Origin of the sequence: Canicola haemoglobinophilus (assembly GCF_002015075.1) — a bacterium.
Lineage (GTDB): Bacteria > Pseudomonadota > Gammaproteobacteria > Enterobacterales > Pasteurellaceae > Canicola > Canicola haemoglobinophilus.
Window position 1 is genome coordinate 46,375 of record NZ_MUXZ01000016.1, and the last position, 25,559, is coordinate 71,933.

General features: G+C 36.2%; 27 protein-coding genes. 14 read left to right on the forward strand and 13 right to left on the reverse strand.

All coding sequences use genetic code 11. The features are described from left to right. Nucleotides 1-48: 48 nt before the first annotated feature. The 5 genes from fumC to frdA all read right to left on the reverse strand — a co-directional run bounded on the left by fumC (nt 49) and on the right by frdA (nt 5,166). Complete coding sequence (fumC, locus tag B0186_RS05730) at nt 49-1,443, reverse strand: class II fumarate hydratase (protein WP_078218416.1); 1,395 nt, start codon at nt 1,441-1,443, stop codon at nt 49-51. A 390-nt stretch (nt 1,444-1,833) separates the two neighbouring features. After that, nucleotides 1,834-2,181, reverse strand: a complete 348-nt coding sequence (gene frdD / locus B0186_RS05735; RefSeq protein ID WP_078218417.1) for a fumarate reductase subunit FrdD — start codon at nt 2,179-2,181, stop codon at nt 1,834-1,836. 10 nt (nt 2,182-2,191) lie between these two features. Beyond that, nucleotides 2,192-2,593 carry a fumarate reductase subunit FrdC gene (gene frdC / locus B0186_RS05740; protein ID WP_078218418.1) on the reverse strand — a complete coding sequence of 134 codons (402 nt, stop codon included), beginning with the start codon at nt 2,591-2,593 and terminating at the stop codon, nt 2,192-2,194. Nucleotides 2,594-2,603: 10 nt separating this feature from the next. Continuing rightward, nucleotides 2,604-3,374 carry a succinate dehydrogenase/fumarate reductase iron-sulfur subunit gene (locus B0186_RS05745; protein WP_078218419.1) on the reverse strand — a complete coding sequence of 257 codons (771 nt, stop codon included), beginning with the start codon at nt 3,372-3,374 and terminating at the stop codon, nt 2,604-2,606. Further along, nucleotides 3,367-5,166: a fumarate reductase (quinol) flavoprotein subunit gene (gene frdA, locus B0186_RS05750; RefSeq protein WP_078218420.1), complete on the reverse strand. Its 1,800-nt coding sequence runs from the start codon at nt 5,164-5,166 to the stop codon at nt 3,367-3,369. The genes B0186_RS05745 and frdA overlap by 8 nt, the downstream gene beginning before the upstream one ends. Before the next feature lie 317 nt (nt 5,167-5,483). Here frdA and epmA point away from each other — a divergent pair, with 317 nt between their 5' ends. Beyond that, a complete protein-coding gene (gene epmA / locus B0186_RS05755; protein WP_078218421.1) occupies nt 5,484-6,455 on the forward strand; it encodes an elongation factor P--(R)-beta-lysine ligase in 972 nt (323 codons plus the stop codon). An 80-nt stretch (nt 6,456-6,535) separates the two neighbouring features. Here epmA and B0186_RS05760 read toward each other — a convergent pair whose 3' ends face one another. From B0186_RS05760 to B0186_RS05795, 8 genes are all read right to left on the reverse strand, one after another. Further along, the gene (locus tag B0186_RS05760) at nt 6,536-7,573 is read right to left on the reverse strand and encodes an ABC transporter substrate-binding protein (RefSeq protein WP_078218422.1); all 1,038 of its coding nucleotides are present in this window, start codon (nt 7,571-7,573) and stop codon (nt 6,536-6,538) included. 33 nt (nt 7,574-7,606) lie between these two features. Further along, complete coding sequence (locus B0186_RS05765) at nt 7,607-7,858, reverse strand: hypothetical protein (RefSeq protein WP_078218423.1); 252 nt, start codon at nt 7,856-7,858, stop codon at nt 7,607-7,609. A 299-nt stretch (nt 7,859-8,157) separates the two neighbouring features. Next, the gene (locus B0186_RS05770; protein ID WP_078218424.1) at nt 8,158-9,264 is read right to left on the reverse strand and encodes a class I SAM-dependent methyltransferase; all 1,107 of its coding nucleotides are present in this window, start codon (nt 9,262-9,264) and stop codon (nt 8,158-8,160) included. 111 nt (nt 9,265-9,375) lie between these two features. After that, entirely contained in the window at nt 9,376-11,982 is a 2,607-nt protein-coding gene (gene acnB / locus B0186_RS05775; protein WP_078218425.1) for a bifunctional aconitate hydratase 2/2-methylisocitrate dehydratase, read from the reverse strand. A gap of 181 nt (nt 11,983-12,163) precedes the next feature. Further along, nucleotides 12,164-12,460, reverse strand: a complete 297-nt coding sequence (locus B0186_RS05780) for a YciI family protein (RefSeq protein WP_078218442.1) — start codon at nt 12,458-12,460, stop codon at nt 12,164-12,166. 18 nt (nt 12,461-12,478) lie between these two features. Next, nucleotides 12,479-12,946 (reverse strand): acyl-CoA thioester hydrolase YciA, encoded by a 468-nt coding sequence (yciA, locus tag B0186_RS05785; RefSeq protein WP_078218426.1) that lies wholly within the window; start codon nt 12,944-12,946, stop codon nt 12,479-12,481. A gap of 9 nt (nt 12,947-12,955) precedes the next feature. Continuing rightward, entirely contained in the window at nt 12,956-13,498 is a 543-nt protein-coding gene (locus B0186_RS05790; RefSeq protein ID WP_078218427.1) for a septation protein A, read from the reverse strand. Then, nucleotides 13,498-14,217: a hypothetical protein gene (locus B0186_RS05795; protein WP_235817187.1), complete on the reverse strand. Its 720-nt coding sequence runs from the start codon at nt 14,215-14,217 to the stop codon at nt 13,498-13,500. The genes B0186_RS05790 and B0186_RS05795 overlap by 1 nt, the downstream gene beginning before the upstream one ends. A 324-nt stretch (nt 14,218-14,541) precedes the next feature. Here B0186_RS05795 and B0186_RS05800 point away from each other — a divergent pair, with 324 nt between their 5' ends. From B0186_RS05800 to B0186_RS05855, 13 genes are all read left to right on the forward strand, one after another. Continuing rightward, complete coding sequence (locus B0186_RS05800; protein WP_078218429.1) at nt 14,542-15,180, forward strand: OmpW family outer membrane protein; 639 nt, start codon at nt 14,542-14,544, stop codon at nt 15,178-15,180. Between the two features lie 172 nt (nt 15,181-15,352). Then, on the forward strand, nt 15,353-15,796 hold the full coding sequence (locus B0186_RS05805) for a DNA polymerase III subunit chi (RefSeq protein WP_078218443.1): 444 nt from the start codon (nt 15,353-15,355) through the stop codon (nt 15,794-15,796). After that, nucleotides 15,769-16,383: a hypothetical protein gene (locus tag B0186_RS05810; RefSeq protein ID WP_235817188.1), complete on the forward strand. Its 615-nt coding sequence runs from the start codon at nt 15,769-15,771 to the stop codon at nt 16,381-16,383. Before B0186_RS05805 ends, B0186_RS05810 begins: the two co-directional genes overlap by 28 nt. 11 nt (nt 16,384-16,394) lie before the next feature. Then, nucleotides 16,395-16,895 carry a thiol peroxidase gene (gene tpx / locus B0186_RS05815; protein ID WP_078218431.1) on the forward strand — a complete coding sequence of 167 codons (501 nt, stop codon included), beginning with the start codon at nt 16,395-16,397 and terminating at the stop codon, nt 16,893-16,895. Nucleotides 16,896-17,026: 131 nt separating this feature from the next. Continuing rightward, complete coding sequence (locus B0186_RS05820) at nt 17,027-17,803, forward strand: ADP-ribosylglycohydrolase family protein (protein ID WP_078218432.1); 777 nt, start codon at nt 17,027-17,029, stop codon at nt 17,801-17,803. 149 nt (nt 17,804-17,952) lie between these two features. After that, a complete protein-coding gene (locus B0186_RS05825; protein WP_078218433.1) occupies nt 17,953-18,240 on the forward strand; it encodes a hypothetical protein in 288 nt (95 codons plus the stop codon). A gap of 2 nt (nt 18,241-18,242) precedes the next feature. Next, nucleotides 18,243-18,872, forward strand: a complete 630-nt coding sequence (locus tag B0186_RS05830; RefSeq protein ID WP_078218434.1) for a zeta toxin family protein — start codon at nt 18,243-18,245, stop codon at nt 18,870-18,872. A 23-nt stretch (nt 18,873-18,895) separates the two neighbouring features. Further along, nucleotides 18,896-19,639, forward strand: coding sequence for a Fic family protein (locus B0186_RS05835; RefSeq protein WP_078218435.1), 744 nt, complete (start codon nt 18,896-18,898; stop codon nt 19,637-19,639). 105 nt (nt 19,640-19,744) lie between these two features. Continuing rightward, complete coding sequence (locus B0186_RS11655) at nt 19,745-19,921, forward strand: hypothetical protein (RefSeq protein ID WP_158077965.1); 177 nt, start codon at nt 19,745-19,747, stop codon at nt 19,919-19,921. Next, nucleotides 19,893-20,339, forward strand: a complete 447-nt coding sequence (locus tag B0186_RS05840) for a hypothetical protein (protein ID WP_078218436.1) — start codon at nt 19,893-19,895, stop codon at nt 20,337-20,339. Before B0186_RS11655 ends, B0186_RS05840 begins: the two co-directional genes overlap by 29 nt. Before the next feature lie 421 nt (nt 20,340-20,760). Continuing rightward, nucleotides 20,761-21,258 carry a HEPN domain-containing protein gene (locus B0186_RS05845; RefSeq protein WP_078218437.1) on the forward strand — a complete coding sequence of 166 codons (498 nt, stop codon included), beginning with the start codon at nt 20,761-20,763 and terminating at the stop codon, nt 21,256-21,258. Nucleotides 21,259-21,307: 49 nt separating this feature from the next. Further along, nucleotides 21,308-24,172 carry a valine--tRNA ligase gene (locus tag B0186_RS05850; RefSeq protein ID WP_078218438.1) on the forward strand — a complete coding sequence of 955 codons (2,865 nt, stop codon included), beginning with the start codon at nt 21,308-21,310 and terminating at the stop codon, nt 24,170-24,172. 117 nt (nt 24,173-24,289) lie between these two features. Continuing rightward, nucleotides 24,290-25,516 (forward strand): ATP-binding protein, encoded by a 1,227-nt coding sequence (locus B0186_RS05855; protein ID WP_078218439.1) that lies wholly within the window; start codon nt 24,290-24,292, stop codon nt 25,514-25,516. The last annotated feature ends 43 nt before the right edge of the window (nt 25,517-25,559 follow it).

Here is a 25,559-nt window from a genome sequence, read left to right on the forward strand (position 1 = left end):
AATAAGGCGAGAAGTTATCTCGCCTTAATTAGATATTTGATGATGAAACTATTTTAAGCTACCAACCATATCTTCTGGGCGTACCCATTCATCGAATTGTTCTGCAGTCACAAGTCCAAGATTGATTGCTTCTTCTTTTAAAGTTGTGCCATTTTTATGTGCAGTTTTTGCAATTTTAGCGGCATTTTCATAACCGATATGAGTATTAAGTGCGGTCACTAACATGAGAGATTGATCCAATTGCTGCTTAATACGTGGATAGTTTGGCTCAATACCAACTGCACAATGCTCATCAAAGGATACGCAAGCATCACCTAATAATTGTGCTGATTGTAAGAAGTTATATGCCATTACTGGTTTATACACATTTAATTGGAAATGCCCTTGTGTGCCAGCAAAAGAAATAGTCACATCATTACCTAGCACTTGTGCACAAACCATGGTCATTGCTTCACATTGTGTTGGGTTCACTTTACCCGGCATAATTGATGAACCTGGCTCATTTTCAGGAATGAGAATTTCACCGATACCAGAGCGAGGCCCTGATGCTAATAAACGAACATCGTTGGCAATTTTGTAAAGAGAAACGGCTAATTGTTTTAATGCCCCATGAGTCTCAACAATAGCATCATGAGTCGCAAGTGCTTCAAATTTGTTTTGTGCAGTAACAAAAGGTAAGCCTGTAAATTTCGCAATATATTCTGCCACTTTGACATCATAGCCTTTTGGTGTATTTAAGCCTGTGCCAACTGCAGTACCGCCTAAAGCAAGTTCACGTAAATGTGGAAGGGTGTTTTCTAATGCTTTGATACCAAAAGCAAGTTGTGCGGCATAAGCAGAGAATTCTTGGCCTAAAGTTAATGGTGTTGCATCCATTAAGTGAGTACGACCAATTTTAACTACATCTTTAAAGGCGTCTGCTTTTTCTGCTAAGGTTTTTTGTAAACGTTTTACACAAGGTAACGTATGCTCAACGACTTTTTTATAAGCAGCAATATGCATTGCAGTAGGGTAGGTATCATTTGAAGATTGTGATTTATTGACATCATCATTTGGGTGAATAACCGATTTTTCCCCTAATTTTCCGCCTTGGATAACATGAGCACGATTAGCTACCACTTCATTGACGTTCATATTGGATTGCGTACCAGAACCGGTCTGCCAAATGACAAGAGGGAATTGATCATCAAGTTTATTGGCTAGAATTTCATCACAGGCTTGAGCAATTAAATCACGTTTTTCTGCGTTTAACACACCTAAATCATGGTTTGCGTAAGCTGCAGCTTTTTTCAAATAACCAAAGGCTTCGATAATTTCTTTTGGCATTGATGCTTCAGGACCAATTTTGAAATTATTGCGAGAACGTTCAGTTTGTGCAGCCCAATATTTATCTGCTGGAACTTGAACTTCGCCCATAGTGTCTTTTTCAATACGAAATGCCATTTTGTACCTCTTTATTAAAGTGAATTTAAAATTGGCAAGGATTTTAACACTTTAGTGGTATGCAGAAAACTAGATGAATAAGTAAAATCTTTGTTTTGTGATTTAGATCATAAATCTAAAATATTTAGTATTTTAAGCAAGAAAACTTATTTGATTTTAGCTATTTATATTAATTTAGTTTAATAAAATCAATATGTTAATTTTAATGCATGTAGTGGTGAAGATTGTTTGTAGAAATAATCAATCGTGATATAGCGTTAGTAAAATCTAATTCCAAAAATATTTTGTTTTATTTAGAAAAGAGAATTGATTGAAAAAACTAAGAGCTGAATTTGATATAGATATTCAAAATCAGCCCTTATTTTAGTTTAGCTTCTTAACGCTAGTGGATTAAATATTCAGTACCGCGATTACGGCTAAAACAGAGTAAAGCACTGATAACCCGTAGAAGATAATTCCACCTGCTGGAATATGAAGTTTAAAATCATGTGCTCCATGGTGAATTCTGTGCATTGCTCCCCAGACTGGGAAAATTAACACAACTAATAATATTAATTTACCTAGCCAAGAACTTGCAAAAGCAAGAATGTTGTCTGCACCATGTTCGATTAATCCAAAAGGTAGTAATAAACCTAGGATAAAAATCAAAATAGGGAAGACGATCGCGCTAACCGTAGTACCAGCACCGAACAATAACCATACAACAGGCTCATTAGAACGTTTTGGGGCTTCTTTCATCTTAATCTCCCTATTTCCAGTAAATTAGAACTAAAGTAAGAATGCTTACTACCGCAGTAACAGCCCACATACCAATAGTAATTACATTCGGATTTAGTTTTTCATTTTTGTATACAATATTGAGCACTTTTGGTGTCATAAAGAAATATGTCACGGTATTTAAAAGTGCGGCTGCTAAAGCGATAATATTTAGAATAATCACAATCGGATTTTGTAAGAAAGGAATAAAATCCAATTGTAATCCATCTTTTTGACCTAGGCAGATTACGCCATAAAGCAATACTAAGCTAAACCATAGGGATGGGATTGCTGTTGCTTCACGCACAATATAAAGTTTGTAAAAATCTAACTTTTTCCACCAAGTTGGAGTCATTTCACGTACATATTTTTTACGTTTACTTGCTGTTGTCATTTTACTCTCCTTACTTCTGTGGTTTTAACATTGCAATGACGAAATCTTTTGCACTTTCGACTTTACCTTGGTTGACACCTGACGCAGGATCAACATGTTTCGGGCAAACCTCGGAACAATAACCTACGAATGTACAGCTCCACACACCATTTTTACCATTAAGAATTTTCATCCGCTCAGCTTTACCATGGTCGCGGTTATCAAGGTTATAACGGTGAGCTAATGTTAATGCTGCTGGACCAACGAATTCAGGGTTTAAACCGAATTGTGGGCAAGCTGCATAGCATAAACCACAGTTAATACACATTGAGAACTGACGATATTTCTCTAATTGAGCTGGTGTTTGTTTAGTACGGCTTTTCGCTAATTCTGATGATGGATGTGGTTTGCCATCTAATTCAGGGGCTTTATTGCCGATAATATAAGGTTTGATACTTTCCAGACTTTCAATGAAGTGGCTTAGATCAACCACTAAATCACGCTCGATTGGGAAGTTTGCAAGTGGTTCAATACGCATATGACCGCTGTAATCACGTAAGAATGTTTTACAAGCAAGTTTTGGTTTACCATTAACCATCATACCGCAAGAACCGCAGATTGCCATACGGCAAGACCAACGATAAGAAAGTTCAGGTTCAAGTTGATCTTTGATATAACCTAATGCATCTAATAGAGATGTTTGGCTATCGTAAGGCACTTGGTAAGTACGTAAGTATGGCTCTTTATCTGCTTCTGGATTATAACGCAATACTTCAACATTCATTATTGCTTGATTAGCCATTTGCTTGCTCCTTAGCTTTTGCAGCCGCTTCTTGTGCTTCTGCTTCCGCACCGTAAACACGTTTTGCTGGTTGAGATTTAGTGATTTTCACATCACTATATTCGATACGAGGTGCGCCATCAGCATTGTAATATGCCAATGTATGTTTTAAGTAATTCACATCATCACGCTCTGTATAGTCTAAACGTTGGTGTGCACCACGAGATTCTTTACGCTCAATCGCAGAGTTTGCAATAGATTGAGCAACGTCAAGGATATAACCTAATTCAACGGTGTAAAGAACGTTTGTATTAAATACACTTGAACGATCTGCAATACGGATACGTTTATAACGTTCTTTCAATTCCGCAATTTTATCCACGGTTTGTTGCATACTTTCTTGTGTACGATAGATACCGCAACCTTCTTCCATTGAGTCGCCCATTTCATCACGAATTTGTGACCAAGATTCAGTTCCTTCTTGGTTATACAAATCTTCTAAACGGCGAATAACGTCTTGAGCTTGAGCATCGACCGCACTTTGATTTGCTGGTTGAGCTTCAACTGCACGTTGTGCTGCATATTCACCAGCAACACGACCAAGAACAACTAATTCAGCTAATGAGTTAGAGCCTAAGCGGTTTGCTCCATGTAAACCAGAAGAAGCACATTCACCAACTGCGAATAAGCCTTTAATGCGAGTTTCGCTATTGAAGTCAACTTCGATACCACCCATTGTGTAGTGAACTACTGGGCGAACAGGAATTGGTGCTTTAGCTGGATCTACACCTTCGTATGCACTTGCTAATTCACAGATAAATGGTAAGCGCTCATGTAAATATTTTTCACCTAAATGACGTAAATCAAGATGAACAACATCAACACCTTTTTCAGTTTTTAGCGTGTTACCTTTGCGCCATTCTTGCCAGAATGCTTGTGATACTTTGTCACGAGGACCTAATTCCATATATTTGTTTTCAGGTTTACCGATTGGCGTTTCAGGTCCTAGACCATAATCTTGTAAATAACGATAACCGTCTTTATTCACTAAGATACCGCCTTCACCACGGCAACCTTCGGTCATTAAGATACCTGTATTTGGTAAGCCTGTTGGGTGATACTGAACAAATTCCATATCACGAAGTGGAACGCCATGACGATAAGCCATGGATAAGCCATCACCAGTTACAATACCACCATTGGTATTGAAACGGAATGCACGACAACCACCACCAGTTGCAATGACTACCGCATTAGCATTAATTTGAACAAGTGTACCTTCCATCATGTTCATGGCTACCATACCACGAGCATGGCCATCATCAACAAGAATATCTAATACAAAATGTTCATCAAAACGTTGAATTTGTGGATATTGAATAGATGTTTGGAATAAAGTGTGTAATAAATGGAAACCAGTTTTATCTGCAGCGAACCAAGTACGTTCAATTTTCATCCCACCAAAACGGCGAACGTTTACATCACCATCTGCTTTTCGGCTCCAAGGACAACCCCAACGCTCTAATTGAGTCATTTCCACTGGAGAATGTTGAACAAAGTATTCTACAACGTCTTGTTCACATAACCAGTCGCCACCAGCAACAGTATCATGGAAGTGTTTATCATAAGAATCTTCTTCTTTAATTACAGCCGCTGCACCACCTTCTGCCGCAACAGTATGGCTACGCATCGGATATACTTTTGATACCAAAGCAATTTTTAAATTTGGGTTTGCTTCCGCTGCTGCAATAGCTGCACGTAAACCGCCGCCTCCTGCACCAACAATTGCAATATCGACATTAACAGTTTGCACGATATTCCTCCAATAATAGATAATAGTAAAAATTAAATCCCTAGTGGGAAATCATAAAAGCTGTGTTATTCTGCCATTATTTTAAAAGAGATATAACTCTTTTTTATTAATTTTCACTAGAAAATCTTAATTTCGTGATCTAACTCAAAACTATATTTCAGATAAATAATAAATGTTCTCATTAAGCTATAAATAGATGATAAGCAATATCATTTATTGAGAAAAATTATATAGTTATCATTAGAAAATTTGATTTTTCGCATTATTATTTTTTCAGGTAGAATAGTTCATAAACTTTATTTATGAAGGATTTTATTATGTCTTTAAGTGAACAATGGCAACCTAGCGCCCCAATTCAAAACTTACTCACAAGAGCAAAAATTATTGCAGATATTCGTCGTTTTTTCACAGATAGAGGTTTATTAGAAGTTGAAACGCCCGTTTTAAGTGAATTTGGTGTAACAGATATTCATCTTGCGACATTTAGCACTGAATTTACTTCTCCTTTTGCGGAGCAGTCAAAAACTTTATGGTTAATGACAAGTCCGGAATATCATATGAAACGTTTATTAGCAGCTGGGAGCGGGGCTATTTTCCAATTATGTAAAGTATTTCGTAACGAAGAGAGTGGTAAGAAACATAATCCAGAATTTACCATGCTTGAATGGTATAGACCGCACTTTGATATGCATCGTTTAATTAATGAAGTTGATGATTTATTGCAACAAATTCTTGACTGTGAACCAGCGGAAACTGCAAGTTATCAATTTGTTTTTCAAGAATATGTAGGATTAGATCCTCTATCTGCATCCATTAGTGAGTTAATTGAAAAGGCGCAAGAACACAATTTAGAAGGTGCTGAAAATGAAGATCGTGATACTTTATTACAATTTTTGTTTAGTGAAGTTGTAGAACCTAATATCGGGCAAAATAGACCTATTGCAGTTTATCATTTTCCTGCAACGCAGGCTGCACTTGCTCAGATTAGTTCCGAAGATCATCGTGTCGCAGAACGCTTTGAGTTCTATTACAAAGGGATTGAATTAGCGAATGGCTTTAATGAATTGACTGATGCTCGAGAACAAGAACATCGTTTTAAGCAAGATAATCGTTTACGAGAGCAATTAGGTTTACCTCAACGTGAGATAGACCAACGTTTCTTAGGGGCGCTACAGGCTGGTTTACCAAATACTGCTGGTGTTGCATTAGGTGTTGATCGATTAATTATGATTGCCCTAGGTGCGGAAAAAATCAGTGAAGTGATTTCCTTTAATATTGATTGCGCTTAGATTTGCACAATAAAACTGTCAAAAAAGAACCGCTCTTTATAGCGGTTCTTGGTAGAAAATCAGGCTATCAACGCATACTTTTAATATTGTTTTAATTTTATTTCTTTCACCCAACGTTCGATTAAGCGTTTTCCTTCCTCTGCTTTACCAAAACGTTCAAAATCAATATCAATTAATTTTAGAGTTTTAGGATCCACTGATTGAGGTGCAGCTTGAGCATTAACATTGGTTGGAATTTGATAAACTCCCGTATCACGCCAAGGAATTTCTTGCGCTTCTTTACTTAAAGCCCAATCCACAAAAAGTTTAGCATTATCTAAATTTCTTGTACCTTTAATGATACTTAATCCACCAAGTGAATAACTATCGCCATCACAAGGTAAAATACTTTCAATTTTTGCCCCTTTTTCTTTTTCTGTCGCATAGCTGTGAACAAAGCCAACACTGACCGCACTTTCCCCACGAGCTAGATTGGTTGTTACTTGAGCACTTTTAACATATTGAGATACATTCGCATCTAATTTGCGTAAAAATTCAAAGGCTTTTTCTTCGCCCCATAGCTCAATTAAGGTTGCGATGACTGTGTAAGTCGTCCCTGAAAGTTGTGGATCTGGCAGTTGAACATGACCTTTTAAGCGAGGATCGAGTAAATCATTCCAGCATTTAGGATAATCTGTTTTAGGGATTCCAAGTTGCTCAAATTTTTCGGTATTAACACCGAAACCTAGAACAAGCATATAAAGTATGGAAGTTAAATCCCCTTTCTTATCCAATAATGATTGAAATTGTTTCATTGTTTCAGATTGTTTAGGTGAACGATAAGGCTCTAGCAATCCAAGATCTCCAGCTTGAAAGTGTGGTTCAATTGTTCCACCAAACCATACGTCAGCTTGAGGGTTATGTTGTTCTGATTTTATTTTTGAGAGTGTTGCACCTGTACTATTACGAACAAATTTTGTGTCAATATTATATTTGTTGCCAAATGTCTGTACTATTTTTTCACAGGTACTATGTTGAGCACTACAATATACGGTCAATTTTCCTTCTGCTTGTGCATTATTCGCTAACAAGAAGGGCGTTATAAGACAAAGAGCGGTAGGAATTAATTTAATTTTCATAATTTGACTCCAATAGACATTTTACGATTAGTATCAATAATGATTAAAAAAACCATTTTGATATAGATCTTCAATAACGCTTGTAATAGTTTTTTTGATTTCTTTGTTTGGTATATCTTCTAATGCCATTTTTACGCCATCTACCTCCCAAATAAGAATACCTTTTTTAATATCTTCCTTAACTAGTTTTATGAGATCTGTAATAGTTCTTGTTCCATCAAGATATTTGAGAATATATTGAGAAAAGAAATCTGTATTTAATCTTTGATATTTATGGTTAGACAAACCCGTAACATCAGGATTATTTTCAATAAAAATAGCTAATTTTCTATATTTTTCGTTTGCTTTCGGTTTGTTAGTATATTTGTTTAGAGGTGTGTCATAGAACGAAAAATACGTACTATCGGAATAAATAATATGAGCTAAAACACTATTGACCTCTTGCTCATCGTATTCTGAAAAATTATTTTCTAAATGTTTTTTGAGTTTTGAAATGGAGCACAGCTTATTTTTTTTATTTTGGATATATGTAAAGATACAATCTATTAATGGAGCAGATAGAAAAGTTGTGTCTTGACTATCAGTTATCCAATAAGCAGGCTTTGTTTGTTTGTTTGTTTGTTTGTTTGTTTGTTTGTTTGTTTGTTTGTTTGTTGCTCATTTGTTGACTCAGAATATTTGATTTTGGTTGTAAAATACAATTTGTTGAATTCATAAATTAAATTAAGCTGTCTAATATCTTTGCTAATATTATGACTAGACAGGTTGTTTTGATGAGTAATCATACTGCATCTAAACTGTTTGTTATGAATGAAATCAAAATATTGTTCAATTTCTTCCACGTTATAGTCAAAATAACTGCATATATCATTATATTCTTGTGGTTCTAAAAAGGAGCATCGATCTTTCCAAAGATCAATAGCACTACTATCGTTGATATAAGCTAAATCATATTTACTGATCCTTTTTAGGAATTCAGAAAAATAGAGCGGAGTATTATGTTCTTCAAAATATTCATGTGAAACATAATATTTAGGTTTGCCCAGTATACTGGTGAAGATACTATGAATTTTTTGATTTCTAGGGTTGTCTGTTCTTTTTAAGATATTACCAGTAAATTTCAGTAATTCAAAAGCTTGATCTGTTCGGCTAAAACGCTCAAGTCTAGGGTTAGTGCCAAATTGCATTAAATTTTTAGCCGCTTCAAAATTATGCCAACCAGGATAGGCATTATAGCTGATAAATGCGATGCCATTTGGTGATAAATTATCTGCAATAACTTTTAAAATAGCTTCTTGAACAAATTGTGGAACCCAGCTAAAAACACCATGGCAAATAATATAATCGAATTGAATATTTTCAAAATTTACGTTGCTAATATCGGCACAAATAAGATTAAGATTATTAACCCCAACTTCTTGTAGCATCTGTTTACCAATACTAATTTGTTGTTCAGATAAATCGATACCGATGGAATAACTATTGGGATATTGAATTGCGAAAGGTAATAAATTACCTCCAAAAGAGCAACCAATCTCTAATACTTTTGCAGTTTCAATTGGAGCGGGATTTAATCCTTTTAACGTTGCTATTGCATGTAATCTAGCAGGTTGACAATGGGAGAATACGTAAGACGTATAAGGGTGTTCATCATAGCTAGTTGCTAATATAGTATTTGAATGTGTAGTCATGATATACAGTTTTTTGTGTTTTCAAAAGGCACTATTTCTGTTACAGAAAGATAGTGCCGTAGTATAAATTTTTGTTTTATAGAATGTATTTTACTTCTTTTTGGAAATTATTTAAATCTTGACTTGAAAAATCACCTCATCAGCTTTTTTCATATAACTATTAATCTGATCAAAATTCATATAGCGATATGTATCTTCCTTATCTTGTTGAAGGCTTTGTACAAAATCTAAATACTCAGATGGCGTAGGTAATTTGCCCAATAAAGCTGCAACAGCAGATAGTTCGGCTGAGGCAAGATAGACATTTGCACCTTGTCCTAAGCGATTTGGGAAGTTTCTCGTGGAGGTTGAAACTACGGTCGCACCATCAGCAACACGAGCTTGGTTACCCATGCAAAGCGAACAGCCTGGTACTTCAATTCTTGCTCCACTTTTACCATAAATACTGTAATAGCCTTCATCGCTAAGCAATTTCGCATCCATTTTGGTTGGTGGCGCAAGCCATAATCTTGTTGGAATAGTACCTTTAAAGTTAGCCAGTAACTTACCAGCTGCACGGAAATGTCCAATATTTGTCATACAAGAACCAATAAAGACTTCATGAATTTTATCGCCTTGAACTTCAGATAATAAACGAGCATCATCAGGATCATTCGGGGCACATAAAATTGGCTCCTTGATTTCATTGAGATCAATTTCAATTACGGCTGCATATTCTGCATCTTTATCAGCTTCTAACAAGTGCGGTTCAGCTAACCAATTTTCCATGGCTTGAATACGGCGTTCAAGAGTGCGAATATCGCCATAGCCTTCGGCAATCATATATTTAAGTAACACAATATTGGATTGTAAATATTCAATAATGGGTTCTTTGGCTAGTTTAATGGTACAGGCTGCAGCAGAACGTTCTGCAGAGGCATCTGATAGCTCAAAGGCTTGCTCCACTTTTAATTGTTCCAAACCTTCAATTTCTAAAATACGACCTGAGAAAATATTCTTTTTGCCTTTTTTCTCAACGGTCAGTAAGCCCTGTTTAATTGCATAATAAGGAATAGCGTGCACTAAATCACGTAAAGTAATGCCTGCTTGCATTTCACCTTTAAAACGCACTAACACGCTTTCTGGCATATCCAAAGGCATGACACCTGTGGCAGCAGCAAAAGCAACTAGTCCTGAGCCTGCGGGAAAGGAAATACCGATTGGAAAACGAGTATGGGAATCGCCACCGGTGCCAACGGTATCAGGCAATAACATACGGTTTAACCATGAATGGATTACACCATCCCCAGGACGTAAAGATACGCCACCTCGATTCATAATAAAGTCTGGTAAAGTGTGATGAGTGACTACATCAACAGGTTTTGGATAAGCGGCTGTGTGACAGAAAGATTGCATCACTAAATCTGCAGAAAAACCTAAACAGGCCAAATCTTTCAGCTCATCTCTGGTCATTGGTCCTGTGGTATCTTGTGAACCCACAGAGGTCATGCGAGGCTCGCAATATTGTCCTGGGCGAATACCTTCCACGCCACAAGCTCTCCCCACCATTTTTTGTGCCAAAGTAAAACCTTTTTGATTTTGTACCGCACTTTGTGGCGTTGCAAATACATCGGTTTCAGGTAAGCCTAATTCCACTCTGGCTTTATGAGTTAAGCCTCGTCCAATAATTAATGGAATTCGTCCACCAGCATGAACTTCATCTAAGATCACATTGGTTTTTAGGCTAAATTCGGCTAATACTTCATCGCTATCATGACGACAAATCTTGCCAGCATAAGGATAAATATCAATCACATCGCCCATATTCAAACTGCTGACATCGACTTCTATCGGCAAAGAACCTGCATCTTCCAAAGTATTAAAGAAAATCGGTGCAATTTTACCGCCAAGCACTACGCCACCCGCACGTTTATTTGGAATATAAGGAATATCCTCGCCCATAAACCATAACACAGAGTTTGTAGCTGATTTACGTGAAGAGCCTGTACCTACGACATCGCCTACATAAACTAATGGAAAACCTTTTTGTTTCAATGCTTCTAATTGTTTGATAGGCCCAACATTGCCATTATCATCAGGCTCAATGCCTTCTCTGGCATTTTTCAACATGGCAAGTGCGTGCAACGGAATATCAGGGCGTGACCAAGCATCTTGTGCGGGAGAAAGATCGTCTGTATTAGTTTCGCCGCTGACTTTAAATACGGTGAGCGTTAATTTTTCGGCGAGTTTAGGACGAGATAAAAACCATTCGGCATTCGCCCAAGATTGTAAGATTTGTTGTGCAAACTCATTGCCATTTTTGGCTCGCTGTGCCACATCATGAAAATTATCAAACATCAGTAAAGTAGAAGATAAGGCTTTAACGGCTACAGGTGCTAACTCAGGATTATCAAGTGCGGTCAATAATGGCTCAATATTGTAACCACCTTGCATGGTGCCCAAAAGTTCCACTGCTTTGCTTGGTGAAATTAACGCACAATCCACCGCACTTTGTGCTACTGCAGCTAAAAAACTGGCTTTTACATAAGCTGCCTCATCAACACCCGCTGGAATACGATTTTCAAATAAATCGAGTAAGAAATCTTCTTTGCCTGCTGGTGGATTTTTTAATAGCTCAATTAATAGTGCAGTTTGCTCCGCATCTAAGGGTTTTGGTACAACACCTTGTTTAGCTCGTTCATCGACATGTTGTTGGTAGGTTTGTAGAAAATCGCACATTGTTCACTCCATGGGTTGTTGTGTTGAATAGAGAAAAGAGAAAGTGCGGTCATTTTGTTAAAAATTTGTAATGCAAATAGACCGAATTCATCATAATACGGAATTTATGGATGAACAACAGAAAAAAAGTACTTATTAAAAAATAAGCACCTTTTTGTCGAAGTAAAATTAGGATAAATATCTAGAAGACTTTTTTGAATGGTTTGATAAGAACTTCATCATACACACCCGCAGCAACATAAGGGTCTAAACTTGCCCACTGTTTTGCCTCTTCTAAACTGTTGAATTTGGCGATTACGGTTGAACCAGTAAAACCAGCCTCTCCTGGATTTTCATCATCAATGGCTGGATTTGGGCCAGCAGTTAATAAACGATCTTCGGCTTGTAGCTGTTTTAGGCGTTCCAAATGTTGTTCTCTGACGGATAAACGTAATGCTAATGTATTTGGTTTATCTTGAGCAAAAATCACGTAGTACATCATGCTTTATTCTCCTTATTATTTTTGGGGTTCTGCTGAAATTTGTGCTAATGCTTTTTCTAATTCTGGATTGTTTTCTCTTGGAATTGTGCGAGATTTGCCTTCTTTATCTACTGCTACAAAGGTAAAGATGGCTTCTGTTACGCAATAACGTTCACCAATTGGCTCACTTGCCACTTTTTTAACCCATACTTCCATTTTTATTTGTACAGAAGAGCGACCGATTTTTACGCACTGACCATAGCAACAAACCACATCTCCGACAGCAATAGGCTTGATAAATGTCATACTATCTACGGCAACCGTTACCACTCGCCCATGAGCAATTTCTTTCGCTAAAATAGCACCGCCCATATCCATTTGCGACATAATCCAACCGCCAAAAATATCACCGTTAGCATTAGTGTCTGATGGCATAGCTAAGGTACGAAGTAATAGATTTCCTTTGGATTGCCGACCTGTATTAGTTTCAATAAATACTGACATAGATTTTCCTTATTCTTTTTCTTCTGATTTAGGTAAATAACGATAAATATAAATTCCCGTCACTAAGGTTGCAATAATTGTCATACCAAGAATTCCGAAGGTTTTAAAATCAACCCAAATATCATCAGAGAGGTATTGGCTTATATAAAGATTAATTAGCATGCAGAGCAAGAAAAATATTGCCCAAGCTAAATTAAGTTTATGCCAAACCGTTTCGGGAAGTTCAATTTCTTTACCTAACAATTGCTGAATTAAAGGTTTTTTAAACGCATATTGGCTAACAAGTAAAATCAAGGCAAACAGAGCATAAACAACGGTGACTTTCCATTTGAGAAATTCTAACTCGTTAAAATAAGCGGTTAAAGATCCGAAAAATACCACCGCACTTCCCATGATAAGTTGTTGTTTTTCCACTTTTCCATATTTAAGTTTCAAAATCGCTAGTTGAATTAAAGTCGCGATAATAAGCGTAATCGCTGCTGCTTGAATACCCTGTAATTTATAAACGGCAAAAAATAAGATAAGAGGAATAAATTCTAGTAACTGTTTCATTATTGTTCCTTTTGTTGCATGAAAATAGTGTAAAAACGATAAGTGAAAATCAATAGAAATACATCTGCAAGAGAGATTATTGCGGTAATCAAGATTTCCATTAAAAGATTATTGCCAACCCATAAAGAGAACTGTCTTAATAAAAGAGGCAAGGCAATATAGCTAATTAAAGTATATAAAAATAAATGTTGTGTCCGCTTTATTCCGCTTTGCCACATGGTTCTCAGGCTTTGATTAAAGGATTGATTATGTATTAGGTAATGTACATTAAGTAAATTGAGGCGCACGAACACAAATATACCCAATGCAACCGCTATCAATGAAAAGACGGAAGGGGACTTATGCGTCATAGTTGAAACTAAAATTTCACTTGCACCAATACCTAAGGGAATTGATATGAGTATATTGATCAACACTAATCCTAACAAGCGTTTCGCCGCTATTGTAAAGCTGTGACTAAGCTGTGCTTGAAAATGTTGGCTAAGTTGATGAATAGTGGCGGTGCCCCAAGCTGAAATAAAAATTTTTAATAAAACTTGCAATAATCCTAGCATGATCAGGTATTTGCTGATTTGCAAATTATCCATGCTAGAGGCTGGCATAGTTTCTGATAACTCAAGCGCTTGTATTTGCGATGGCTGGGTAAAAAAAACTGTAAATATAGAAGTAACAAAGAAAAGAGCGGTAAATTGTAGCGTGATTTTTTGCTGGTTTCGCATAAAATTCCAGCAGTCTTGAAATATATGAGTAAAATTAATCATTTAAAAATCCGTCAATAAAAATAAATTTTGCGCATTATACTGTTTTTGTCGTGGAAAGTATAAAAATCCTCATAATTGATATACATCATATCAAAGAAATTTTTAAAAATTTAGTAAATTAATTGTAACTATTTTATAAGAATTTTTAACAAATTTTTATAATTTTGATCTAGCGCATAAAAATAATAACTCCTAAGTGGTAGTATTCGCTCGTTGCATAAATGAGCAACGCTCATATGAGCTAACCATAATATAAAGAATACAACAGCGAGGAATTTTTATATGAAAAAAACAGCATTAGCACTTGGCATGGCTGCAGCATTAGTGGCAGGAACAGCAACCGCTCATGAAGCTGGAAGTTTTGTTGTTCGTGGTGGTCCGATTTTAGTTGTACCAAAAACATCAACAAATCATGATACATTTAAGTTTGATGTAAATAGCAATGCACAATTAGGTTTAACAGGAACCTATATGCTAACTGATAATTTAGGGGTTGAGTTATTAGCTGCAACACCATTTAGCCACAAAATCACATTAGGTAAGACCTTAGTGGGTAAAACTAAACATTTACCACCAAGTCTATACTTACAATATTATTTCTTAGATAAAGACTCAAAAGCTCGCCCTTATATCGGTGCAGGTGTTAACTACACTAAATTCTTCGGTGAACAAGAAATCTTAGAGGGTGTAAAAGATCTGAAATTAAAAGATTCTTGGGGCGCAGCATTTAACGCAGGTGTGGATGTTAAATTATCTGATAACCTATATTTAAATACGGCAGTTTGGTATGCCAAAATTAAATCAAAAGCAAGTTTTAAAATGCCCAAAAATGGTATGCCTGCTCCTCAATACGATGAACATAAAGTTGATGTAAAACTTGACCCAATGGTATTCTTCGTTGGCTTAGGTTGGAAGTTCTAATTAGAGTAATCTTTTATTGAAGGCATGACCAAGCGGTGATGCCTTTATTTTTTTTGCAAAAATTACCGCACTTTTACAGAAATAAAAGGTAAAGCAAAAAATTAATGTTTTATCTTTACCTGATTTTCGTTAAAATCTGGCGCTTATCTATCTTCAGGTTATTATGTCTAATATGATCAAGCAAGCTCAGTTTTATATTCTTTCTCAACAACAAGGCAAAAATGGACTTTTTGCTGAAGAAAGTCTTGCTTGTGATCTTGCGGCGTCAGCTTGGCGATTAGGCAAAAAAGTATTAATTACTTGTGAAACGGAAGAGCAGGCGTTAAAGCTTGATGAGGCTTTGTGGCAGAGGGAGCCTGATGAATTTGTGCCACATAATTTATCTGGTGAAATGACTTCATACGCAACCCCCATTGAGATTTCTTGGCAAGGGAAACGCAATACACAACGGCGAGATATACTGATTAACTTACAATCTCAAGTTCCAGATTTTATTAGCAGTTTTAATCAAATCATTGATTTTGTTCCTACTGATGAACAATTAAAAACGCTTGCGAGAGAACGTTATAAATTGCTTCGTTCGCAAGGTTGGCAATTACAAACAGAGAATCTATAAATTTTTATAAGGAGTTTTTTATGAAATCTAAAATTTTAGCGACAACATTAGTTGGATTATTATTTGGGCTAGCTGCTTGTGATAAACCACAAGAAAATTCATTACCGAAGGATAGTGAACAAAAAGTAGAAGCAGTTGAACCAAAAACAGAATCTGTTGAGCAAAAGCAAACTGAAGTATCACCTCAAAATACGACTGAGATAGACATTACAGATAAAACAGAGGGTTCAGAGCCAAAAGCTCAAGATAATATTGCAAAAACTGATATGACTGAGGAAAATCAGTCAATAATAGCCGCTGGTCTAAAAGAAAATAAGGTTGAGCCTGTTGTGGAGAAAGTAGCAGAAAATAAAACAACAAAGGTTGATATAGTAAAAAGCGAGAGTTTAGAAAATCAATCTAAGAAAACTCAAGATAAAGTAAAAAAGGTAGCCGAAAGATCAGAAGCAGAAAAAGTACTCGCTATTTTAGAGAAACAATATCAAAATGTTCGTTGTGCTGAGGGGCAAGAAAGCGGGTATTGTTTAGAAGAATCGCAACGTTTGAAAAATGAAATTAAGCGTTTAAAAGCACAATTAGGTAAATAGAGAAGAACATTATGGCTCAAATCACATTGGCAGGAGCGCCCATTGAAGTATCAGGTAACTTTGCCAAAGCGGGCGACAAAATCGATAACTTCGTTTTAGTCAACAAAGAATTAGCTGAAATTGCTCTAGCTGATTTTGCTGGAAAGCGTAAAGTATTGAACATATTTCCAAGCATTGATACGGGTATTTGCGCTATGTCTGTGCGCAAATTTAACCAAGAAGCAGCAAATTTAGATAACACCGTAGTGTTATGTATTTCAGCAGACTTACCATTTGCACAAGGGCGTTTCTGTGGTGCAGAAGGCATTGAAAGTGCGGTGACTTTATCGACATTTCGTAACAAAGAATTGCACCGCACTTTAGGCGTAGATATTAGCACAAGCTCTTTAGCTGGTTTAACAGCAAGAGCGGTTGTCGTGTTAGATGAAGATAACAAAGTTTTACATAGCGAATTAGTATCTGAAATCAAACAAGAGCCAAACTATGAAGCTGCTTTAGCTGTGTTGAAATAGTTTTATTCTGTTCACTAGCAATATTGGATATTTGTGTACATCCAATAAAGCTAGTGAATTTTATATGACATATTTTGTCGCTATTATAGTTATTATTATCAGCGATTTATTAACTGATAGGAGATTTAATTATGTTTGGTGCAACAATTGGTGACATTATTGGCTCACGTTTTGAGTTTAATAATTACAAAGGTACAGATTTCGAGCTTTTTACCTCTGAATGCTGTTTTACAGATGATACTGTTTGTAGTGTCGCTATCGCAGAATGGGCGTTGAGTGGCTTTCAAATTGATTTGCCCGATACCCTAAGAAAATGGGGTAACAGATACCGTAATTCTGGCTATGGCGGGATGTTTGCTCGCTGGCTTAATCCACGTTGGGAGCCTCAGCCTTACAATAGTTGGGGCAATGGCTCAGCAATGCGAGTATCGGCAGTCGGTTGGTTATGTGATGATATGGAATCAGTGTTAGAGTATGCCAAACGTTCAGCGGATATTACCCATAATCACCCTGAAGGCATTAAAGGCGCACAAGCAACTGCTGCAGCAATTTTTTTAGCAAGAAAAGGCGAAAGTAAGGAAACAATAAAGCAATTTATTGAACAAAAATTTGACTATAATTTAGATCGCACTTGCGATCAAATTCGCCCTAATTATTCCTTTGATGAAAGCTGTCAAGGCACTGTTCCGCAAGCGATTGTGGCTTTTTTAGAGAGCAAAGATTTTGAAGATTCCATTCGATTGGCAATTTCACTCGGTGGCGACTCGGATACCTTAGCAGCTATTACTGGCTCAATTGCAGAAGCATTTTATAAACAAATTCCTGAGCAGATTAAAGCTCAAGCAATTCAGCGGTTGCCAGTAGAGTTTGTGGAAATTTTTGAGCAAGTTTCTGAGAAAAGTAAATAAGAAACTTATAACCAACAAGATAATGTTTTATTGGTAACTTAAACTATTCAAACAGCTCTCTCATCGAGGGCTGTTTGATATTTATAAAATCTATGTTATAGCTCAAAAATATCATAGGTAAGATTATTAATATTTAGTAGATTATCAGCATGTTAAGCCAAGACCAAAAAGCTGAAATGGTACAAAGCTTAAAAGACGACTATGTTGTTTTAACAGATATTGTTTGTGAAGTAGTCGCAGACACAAAAGCCGATATGCTTGTCCTAAAACGAGAAAATTTTGATGTATCTATCTTGGAACAAGATATGTACCGCTTACATCAACTGGATAATGAATATTTATCTTTATGTGAAAAAGATCATGTAAAAGCTGTTGATATTATTGAACAAATTTATGAATTGAGTGATAAATACGACAAGTTAAGAATGAGTATTTAGTAATGGCTAAAGATACAAAAGTGAATTTATCTGATGTAGAAGAAATTCTGAAAAATGAGATAAAATTAAATCACCTTTCTTCTTGTTATAATCCAAGGGTTATTTTTATTACCGGTGTAAGTGGAAGTGGTAAATCAACGATTATTGCTAAGCTAAAAGGTAATTTCATTAAAATTCAATCGGACAATTATCGAAAACTACACCCTAAAATTAAAGATTTTAAGGAAAAGTTAGGGCGAAATGAGGCTTATAAGAAGACCGGAAATTATTCTTTTGAATTTGCTAAAAAATTATGTCACCAAGCCATAGAAAGTCGTTTAAATATTGTTTTTGAAGCCACCTTTTCAAAATTAGAAACAGCTAAAACACTTATAGATCCATTTGTAAAAAATGGTTATGAAGTAGTTATCGTAAAATTGCCTATCAATGTAGATTTAAGCATTGAACGAAATCAAAAACGATATAAAGAAAAACAAGCTCAAGAATACATGATTCCGCGCATAACTACTCGCGAAGATATTGAAAAAATGGCAGATACATATAATGAAACTTTAGATGCATTAGAAAAAATTGGAATTAAAATAATCAATCTAGACACATTTAGCTCAGAAATAATAAAGATGGCATTATAAAATACGAATTTAGAGCAAATTAAATGAATACCTTAACTCAAATTGACCATTTAAAACAAAAAATTAGCCAACTTCGTCCGCTTTCGGCGAGCGAAGTACAGCGGTTGCGTGAAGAATTTATTATTGAAAGCAGTTATAATTCCAATGCGATTGAAGGCAATACCATCACTTTGCGTGAAACTGTGCTGATTTTAAAAGAAGGTATGACGATTGCCGAGAAGCCCATTCGAGAACATTTAGATATTATTGGCTTTAAAGACGCTTTTAATTATATTTATGAATTGGTCGCAAATAACGAACCTTTAACCGAACGAGCTATTAAAGATATTCATTCTCTCGTATTAATGAGTAATGCAGAAAATCGAGGCGTATATCGTAAAATTCCAGTGCGAATTTTAGGGGCAGAAAATGAACCAACACCGCCTTATTTAATTCCCGAAGAAATGGCGCGGTTAATTGCAAAATATCAACAAAAACTGACCGCTCTTCATCCTTTAGACGCCATAAGTTGGTTGCATTTAGCCTTTGAAAGTATTCATCCTTTTATTGATGGCAACGGCGGAACAGGGCGTTTATTACTCAATTTTGAATTATTAAAACAAGGTTATTTACCTGTGGATATTAAATTTACCGACCGAGCCAAATATTATCAATGCTTTGATGAATATCATAAAAATCAGCAAGGTGTGAGTGCATTATTAGCTTTAATTGCGGATTATGAGTTGAAAGAATTAGAGCGATATTTAGCGATTTTGGAGAATAGATAAAGAGCGGTGGGTTTTTTAGGAGTTTTTGCAAATTTTTCTGAAAAACTAACCGCTTGTATAAATAATATAATGCTTATCTTTGACTTGTGCTAGAGGAGTGCGTATATGCAACAACCAATTAACGCAGAATATATCAAAGAAATTATTGATAAAACGAATAATCTTGGATATTTAGATATTCAAGGTAAAACATTAAAAGAAAAACAAGATAATTTTAGAAACCTTATTCAGGAAAAATTGAAGTCATATAATAATGACGGTCGAAAAGATAGTGATAACTGAAGCCAAGGTTCATGAACTCTTTGTGGAAATTAGTAAAGAATTGGGTTTTAGTGATGAAGATATTTTAGAACATTCACAAAATATCGTTGAGCTAATTGAGTTATGGAATAACCAGCACTTTATTGAAATTTATCAGGAAAATATAGATCGTGTTTTTGGTAGAGCAAAAGACTCTAGTCTAGCAAAGGGAGCTGTTCCTTACTATTTAGGTATTTATCACGCTAGAGTTGATAAAACAGGTGAAAATGATCCTTTGATTGTTTTGACCTTTCGTTCAGAGAAAGAAGAAAAAATTGCTGAAATTCGCTTTATGGCAACGCACGATATTTTATTTGGCACTGTTTCAGATAAATTATTTATACAACGAATGAAAGCAATTCGCCAAAGAATTGATAAACTCATTCAAAAAGGGAATTAAACTTAGGTAGAAGTTGTTTTTGATAAGGCTGTAATTTTTAAATAGAAATAGCAAGAGGTGGGATTTTAAGCCATTTTTGCAAAAGAAAGCAGCATTTTCTTCGCAATCTTATTCTGCCAAATATCACCTATCCCCTCATGGCTCAAAGAGGGAAACTTTATCGAAGAAAATGTACGTTTATTTATTTTGTTTTTCGATCTAATTATTTTGAAAAATCTTTGATTGCTAAAGATATAATCCCCCTCTTTAGCAAAGAGGGGCTAGGGGAGATTTGGCAGACTTTGCTTGCGAAGTGAGAAAGCAAATAAGATAAAAAATCTCTTACTCGAGAGATAATCTTTATAATAAAAAACGGTAAGATTTTGGTAAATTATGCAAAAAAGAGCACTAAATAGATCTCTTGTATAAGAAAAAGATATGTATGATAGAACAATACAAAAAAAACTATAGTCGCCTGAAAGATGAATCGGGGCATTGGCATTCAAGAGCAGGAGATTTGATTACCTCTGCTAAGGTTTTATGGGATAGTTTGGATAAACATCCTTTCTGTTGGAATGTTTATAAAATGTTGATGGGAATGGCTTTTGAATTACTAATAAAAGCTGTTTTAACGCAAAGGAATATTGATTTCAAATATACTCATAATTTGAGAGAGTTAGCTCTAGAAGCCCAGATAAAATTATCTGAAGAAGAATTTAATTTGTTAGATATATTATCTGGATATATTTTATGGGCAGGTAAATATCCTGTGCCTAAAGATGATGAAATTTTGAAAAAACATTATGAAAATGAAGAAGAACAATTATATGACGAGTATATGAGAGTTTCTGATGTCCCATTAGTAATTTACAATGGAAAATTAGACTTCAACAATTTACATGAAATATGGATGAAAATATTAGAAAGCTACAAACTTTAACTGCAATATTATTAATATGTTTAATAAAATTTACAAAAAAGAGAAAAAAATGACCAAACAAATCCAAATGGCAGATCGCTTTGAGGCATCTGCGGTAGAACAAGCACTTTATAAACACTGGGAAGAGCAGGGCTATTTTAAGCCGTCTGAGAACCCGAATGTTCCAAGTTACTGTATCGCTATTCCGCCACCGAATGTGACGGGGTCGTTGCATATGGGGCACGCTTTCCAGCAAACCTTAATGGATACCTTAATCCGTTTTAACCGTATGGAAGGCAATAATACCCTATGGCAAACAGGGACAGACCATGCTGGGATTGCGACCCAAATGGTGGTGGAGCGTAAAATTGCGACGGAGGAAGGCAAAACTCGCCACGATTATGGTCGTGAGGCCTTTATCAACAAAATCTGGGATTGGAAAGCCTATTCAGGCGGTACGATCAGCCAGCAAATGCGTCGCCTTGGTAACTCAATCGACTGGGATCGTGAGCGTTTTACCATGGACGAAGGCTTGTCTAATGCGGTGAAAGAAGTCTTTGTTCGCTTGCACGAACAGGGCTTGATTTATCGTGGTAAACGCTTGGTGAACTGGGATCCGAAACTTCACACAGCAATTTCTGACCTAGAAGTGGAAAACAAAGAGAGCAAAGGCTCGCTGTGGCATTTCCGCTATCCGTTAGCGAATGGTGCAAAAACGGCGGACGGTAAAGATTATTTAGTAGTGGCGACCACTCGTCCTGAAACCATGCTCGGCGATACAGCAGTGGCGGTTCACCCTGAAGATGAACGCTATCAATCACTGATTGGTAAAACGGTTATTCTTCCTCTTGCTGATCGTGAAATTCCGATTATCGCTGATGATTATGTGGATCGTGAATTTGGTACCGGCGTGGTGAAAATTACTCCAGCCCACGATTTCAACGACTATGAAGTGGGTAAACGTCATCAGTTGCCAATGGTAAACGTGCTGACCTTAAATGCCGATATTCGTGATGAAGCGGAAATTATCGGTACAGATGGAAAACCTTGCACAAATTACACCGCACTTATTCCTGCGAAATATCAAGGAATGGAACGTTTTGCTGCTCGTAAACAGATCGTGGCAGACTTTGAAGCCCTTGGCTTGTTAGATGAAATCAAACCGCACGACTTAAAAGTACCTTATGGTGATCGTGGTGGTGTGCCAATCGAACCAATGCTAACCGACCAATGGTATGTGAGCGTGAAACCGTTAGCGGAAGTGGCGGTAAAAGCAGTGGAAGATGGCGAAATTCAGTTTGTGCCAAAACAGTATGAAAATCTCTATTTCTCTTGGATGCGTGATATTCAAGATTGGTGTATTTCTCGCCAATTATGGTGGGGACACCGTATTCCTGCGTGGTACGATGAAAACGGCAATATCTACGTAGCTCGTAGCGAAGAAGAAGCACGAGCGAAGCATAATTTGCCAGCGGATTTAGCCTTAAAACAAGATGAAGATGTGCTAGATACTTGGTTCTCATCGGGCTTATGGACGTTCTCAACTTTAGGTTGGCCAGAACAAACGCCTGATCTGAAAATGTTCCACCCAACGGATGTGTTAATCACTGGCTTTGACATCATTTTCTTTTGGGTCGCTCGTATGATTATGTTCACGATGCACTTCATTAAAGATGAAAATGGCAAGCCACAAGTGCCGTTCAAAACGGTTTATGTAACGGGCTTAATTCGTGATGAACAAGGGCAAAAAATGTCGAAATCGAAGGGTAACGTGCTTGACCCGATTGATATGATTGACGGTATTTCCCTTGAAGATCTCCTTGAGAAACGCACTGGCAATATGATGCAACCACAGCTTGCAGAAAAAATCGCTAAAGCCACTCGCAAAGAGTTTGAGAATGGTATTTCCGCACATGGAACGGATGCTTTACGCTTCACTCTTGCAGCATTAGCTAGCAACGGACGTGATATTAACTGGGATATGAAACGCTTAGAAGGCTACCGCAATTTCTGTAATAAATTATGGAATGCGAGCCGTTTCGTGCTTACCAACGACAAATTGGATTTAAGCGAAGGCGAAGTGGAATACAGCTTGGCAGATCGTTGGATCCAATCCAGCTTTAACCGTACTGTTGAAGAGTTCCGTTCTGCGTTATCGCAATACCGTTTCGACTTAGTGGCGAACAGCATTTACGAATTCACTTGGAACCAATTCTGTGACTGGTATTTAGAGCTTACCAAGCCTGTTTTTGCCAACGGCACAGACGCACAAAAACGTGGTGCAAGTCGTACACTTCTCAATGTTTTAGAGAAATTGTTACGTCTAGCTCACCCAATTATTCCGTTTATCACTGAAGAAATTTGGCAAAAACTAAAAGGCGTGATGGATTTATCTGGCGACACTATTATGTTACAGCCATTCCCGAAAGTAGAAGAAAGCGAACTTGATCCAGAGGCAGAAACTCAAATCGGTTGGTTGAAAGACGTAATTGTGGCAGTGCGTAACATTCGTGCAGAATGCAATATCGCCCCAAGCAAACCATTAGCGTTATTAGTGCGTAACGCCAGTGAAAGCGATTGCAAAATTTTGGCAGAAAACGACCGCTTGTTACAAGCTATCGCCAAACTTGAGCAAGTGAAAGTGTTAGCTCAAGGCGAAGATGCACCGCTTTCAGTCACTAAACTTATCGGCAATGTGGAATTATTCGTGCCAATGGCAGGCTTTATCAATAAAGAAGCCGAACTCGCTCGCTTAACCAAAGAGATCGAAAAACTCAATGGCGAAGTAAAACGCATTGAAGGCAAACTCAGTAACGAAGCCTTCGTAGCCAAAGCCCCAGAGCAAGTTATCGCCAAAGAACGTGAAAAAATGGCAGAATACGCTGAGGGTTTAGAAAAACTCAAACAGCAGTATAAGGCGATTGAAGCGTTGTAATTGGTGAAGTTGAATGAAAAGTGCGGTCAGTTTTGACCGCATTTTTTTGGATAGTTGATAGATGGTTTTTGATAGTTTAGAATAGTTTAAAATAGTTTATCTCTACTGGTTAATAAAATGTTCAAAAATAAAACAAAAACATATAGTAATTTTCTCAATGTAGCAAGTGATGAGCTTTTTACATCAAGGGAAAACTATGCAAAATCAATTGTAAGTGCATTAAATAATGTAACCCATGCTTTTTTACTCACAGATTTACGTCGCCGTGGTAAAACCGAATTTCTTACTCGTGATGTCCTGCCAGTAGCATTAAATCAAAATTACAATGTTTTCTACTTTTCTTTTATGAGAACTCAAACAAATGGAGAAAAAACAGAAACTTGCCAAGCATTTATTAATCAATTGATTGAGTTCCATGCTGAAAATGCTAATGATGAAACATTTCTAACAGACTTAGAATCAAAGATTTTGCAACGTTCTACGACACTATTAAATGTAAAAAATGATCGTAATAGTGCACTTGGGTTAAGTAAGTTAGAGCTATCTGATAAAAATACACAAGAAAAACAAACGGAAGTGAATTTTTCAAGTTCAAATGTTTTTGATGTATTAGATTTAATTGCTCGGCATAATTCAAAGAGAGGTGTGAAACTATTATTAATCTTAGATGAAATTCAAGAGTTAGCTCGAACAGATGAAAATTTAGTAGAGAGTTTTGTTGCAAATCTACGTACCGTATTAGATATTAACAAAAGCCATATCAAGACAATTTTTACAGGAGCTTCTGTGCTTGAGCTAAATTATATGTTTAAGTCCCAAACAGCTCCTCTTTTTGATTTTGCTAGTAAAATGGAATTGCCTTTATTAAATGAAGAATATTTACAAAGAGTGGCAAGTTATATTAAACAATATAAGCAAGTTGATATTAATATTTCAGACTTGGCTGGATATTTTAAGCATCTTGATTTTAAACCTTATTATTTAAATAAAGCAGCGATTGAATTTGTAATAAATGTTACTGATAAAACATTAGAACAAATTATTCAAGAACAAAATGAATCGCAAAATGAAATTGAATTTTTTAAAAGCGCTAATCATTTTGAGCAAGAAATCATCAAAGAAATCGCACATAGAGAGATAGGTTTAATGAGTAAGGAAACTATTTCTTTGCTATTAAAAAATAGCAAAGAAAACTTTAGTGAATCACAAGCTAAAAATAAAATAAAAGCATTAATAAATAAAATGAAAACTTTAAATATGGTAGCAGAGTTCAAAGAGGGACGAAATAAACGTTATTTATTAGTAAATCATGAATTTAAAAAATGGTTGATACGTTTGGAGTAGGTTTCCAGACCCCATCCCAAATTCTGTGTAAATACCTGTTTCT

What these genes read in the sequence shown, in the direction of transcription:
- epmA (WP_078218421.1), top strand. Translation starts at nt 5,484, where the DNA reads ATGTCTTTAAGTGAACAATGGCAACCTAGCGCCCCAATTCAAAACTTA.
- acnB (WP_078218425.1), bottom strand. Translation starts at nt 11,982, where the DNA reads ATGTGCGATTTTCTACAAACCTACCAACAACATGTCGATGAACGAGCT.
- B0186_RS05855 (WP_078218439.1), top strand. Translation starts at nt 24,290, where the DNA reads ATGTTCAAAAATAAAACAAAAACATATAGTAATTTTCTCAATGTAGCA.
- B0186_RS05840 (WP_078218436.1), top strand. Translation starts at nt 19,893, where the DNA reads ATGACGGTCGAAAAGATAGTGATAACTGAAGCCAAGGTTCATGAACTC.
- B0186_RS11655 (WP_158077965.1), top strand. Translation starts at nt 19,745, where the DNA reads ATGCAACAACCAATTAACGCAGAATATATCAAAGAAATTATTGATAAA.
- frdD (WP_078218417.1), bottom strand. Translation starts at nt 2,181, where the DNA reads ATGAAAGAAGCCCCAAAACGTTCTAATGAGCCTGTTGTATGGTTATTG.
- B0186_RS05820 (WP_078218432.1), top strand. Translation starts at nt 17,027, where the DNA reads ATGTTTGGTGCAACAATTGGTGACATTATTGGCTCACGTTTTGAGTTT.
- B0186_RS05770 (WP_078218424.1), bottom strand. Translation starts at nt 9,264, where the DNA reads ATGACTACACATTCAAATACTATATTAGCAACTAGCTATGATGAACAC.
- B0186_RS05825 (WP_078218433.1), top strand. Translation starts at nt 17,953, where the DNA reads ATGTTAAGCCAAGACCAAAAAGCTGAAATGGTACAAAGCTTAAAAGAC.
- B0186_RS05795 (WP_235817187.1), bottom strand. Translation starts at nt 14,217, where the DNA reads ATGCGAAACCAGCAAAAAATCACGCTACAATTTACCGCTCTTTTCTTT.
- frdC (WP_078218418.1), bottom strand. Translation starts at nt 2,593, where the DNA reads ATGACAACAGCAAGTAAACGTAAAAAATATGTACGTGAAATGACTCCA.
- B0186_RS05745 (WP_078218419.1), bottom strand. Translation starts at nt 3,374, where the DNA reads ATGGCTAATCAAGCAATAATGAATGTTGAAGTATTGCGTTATAATCCA.
- B0186_RS05830 (WP_078218434.1), top strand. Translation starts at nt 18,243, where the DNA reads ATGGCTAAAGATACAAAAGTGAATTTATCTGATGTAGAAGAAATTCTG.
- tpx (WP_078218431.1), top strand. Translation starts at nt 16,395, where the DNA reads ATGGCTCAAATCACATTGGCAGGAGCGCCCATTGAAGTATCAGGTAAC.
- B0186_RS05845 (WP_078218437.1), top strand. Translation starts at nt 20,761, where the DNA reads ATGATAGAACAATACAAAAAAAACTATAGTCGCCTGAAAGATGAATCG.
- B0186_RS05835 (WP_078218435.1), top strand. Translation starts at nt 18,896, where the DNA reads ATGAATACCTTAACTCAAATTGACCATTTAAAACAAAAAATTAGCCAA.
- B0186_RS05780 (WP_078218442.1), bottom strand. Translation starts at nt 12,460, where the DNA reads ATGTACTACGTGATTTTTGCTCAAGATAAACCAAATACATTAGCATTA.
- B0186_RS05800 (WP_078218429.1), top strand. Translation starts at nt 14,542, where the DNA reads ATGAAAAAAACAGCATTAGCACTTGGCATGGCTGCAGCATTAGTGGCA.
- B0186_RS05850 (WP_078218438.1), top strand. Translation starts at nt 21,308, where the DNA reads ATGACCAAACAAATCCAAATGGCAGATCGCTTTGAGGCATCTGCGGTA.
- B0186_RS05760 (WP_078218422.1), bottom strand. Translation starts at nt 7,573, where the DNA reads ATGAAAATTAAATTAATTCCTACCGCTCTTTGTCTTATAACGCCCTTC.
- B0186_RS05790 (WP_078218427.1), bottom strand. Translation starts at nt 13,498, where the DNA reads ATGAAACAGTTACTAGAATTTATTCCTCTTATCTTATTTTTTGCCGTT.
- yciA (WP_078218426.1), bottom strand. Translation starts at nt 12,946, where the DNA reads ATGTCAGTATTTATTGAAACTAATACAGGTCGGCAATCCAAAGGAAAT.
- B0186_RS05805 (WP_078218443.1), top strand. Translation starts at nt 15,353, where the DNA reads ATGATCAAGCAAGCTCAGTTTTATATTCTTTCTCAACAACAAGGCAAA.
- fumC (WP_078218416.1), bottom strand. Translation starts at nt 1,443, where the DNA reads ATGGCATTTCGTATTGAAAAAGACACTATGGGCGAAGTTCAAGTTCCA.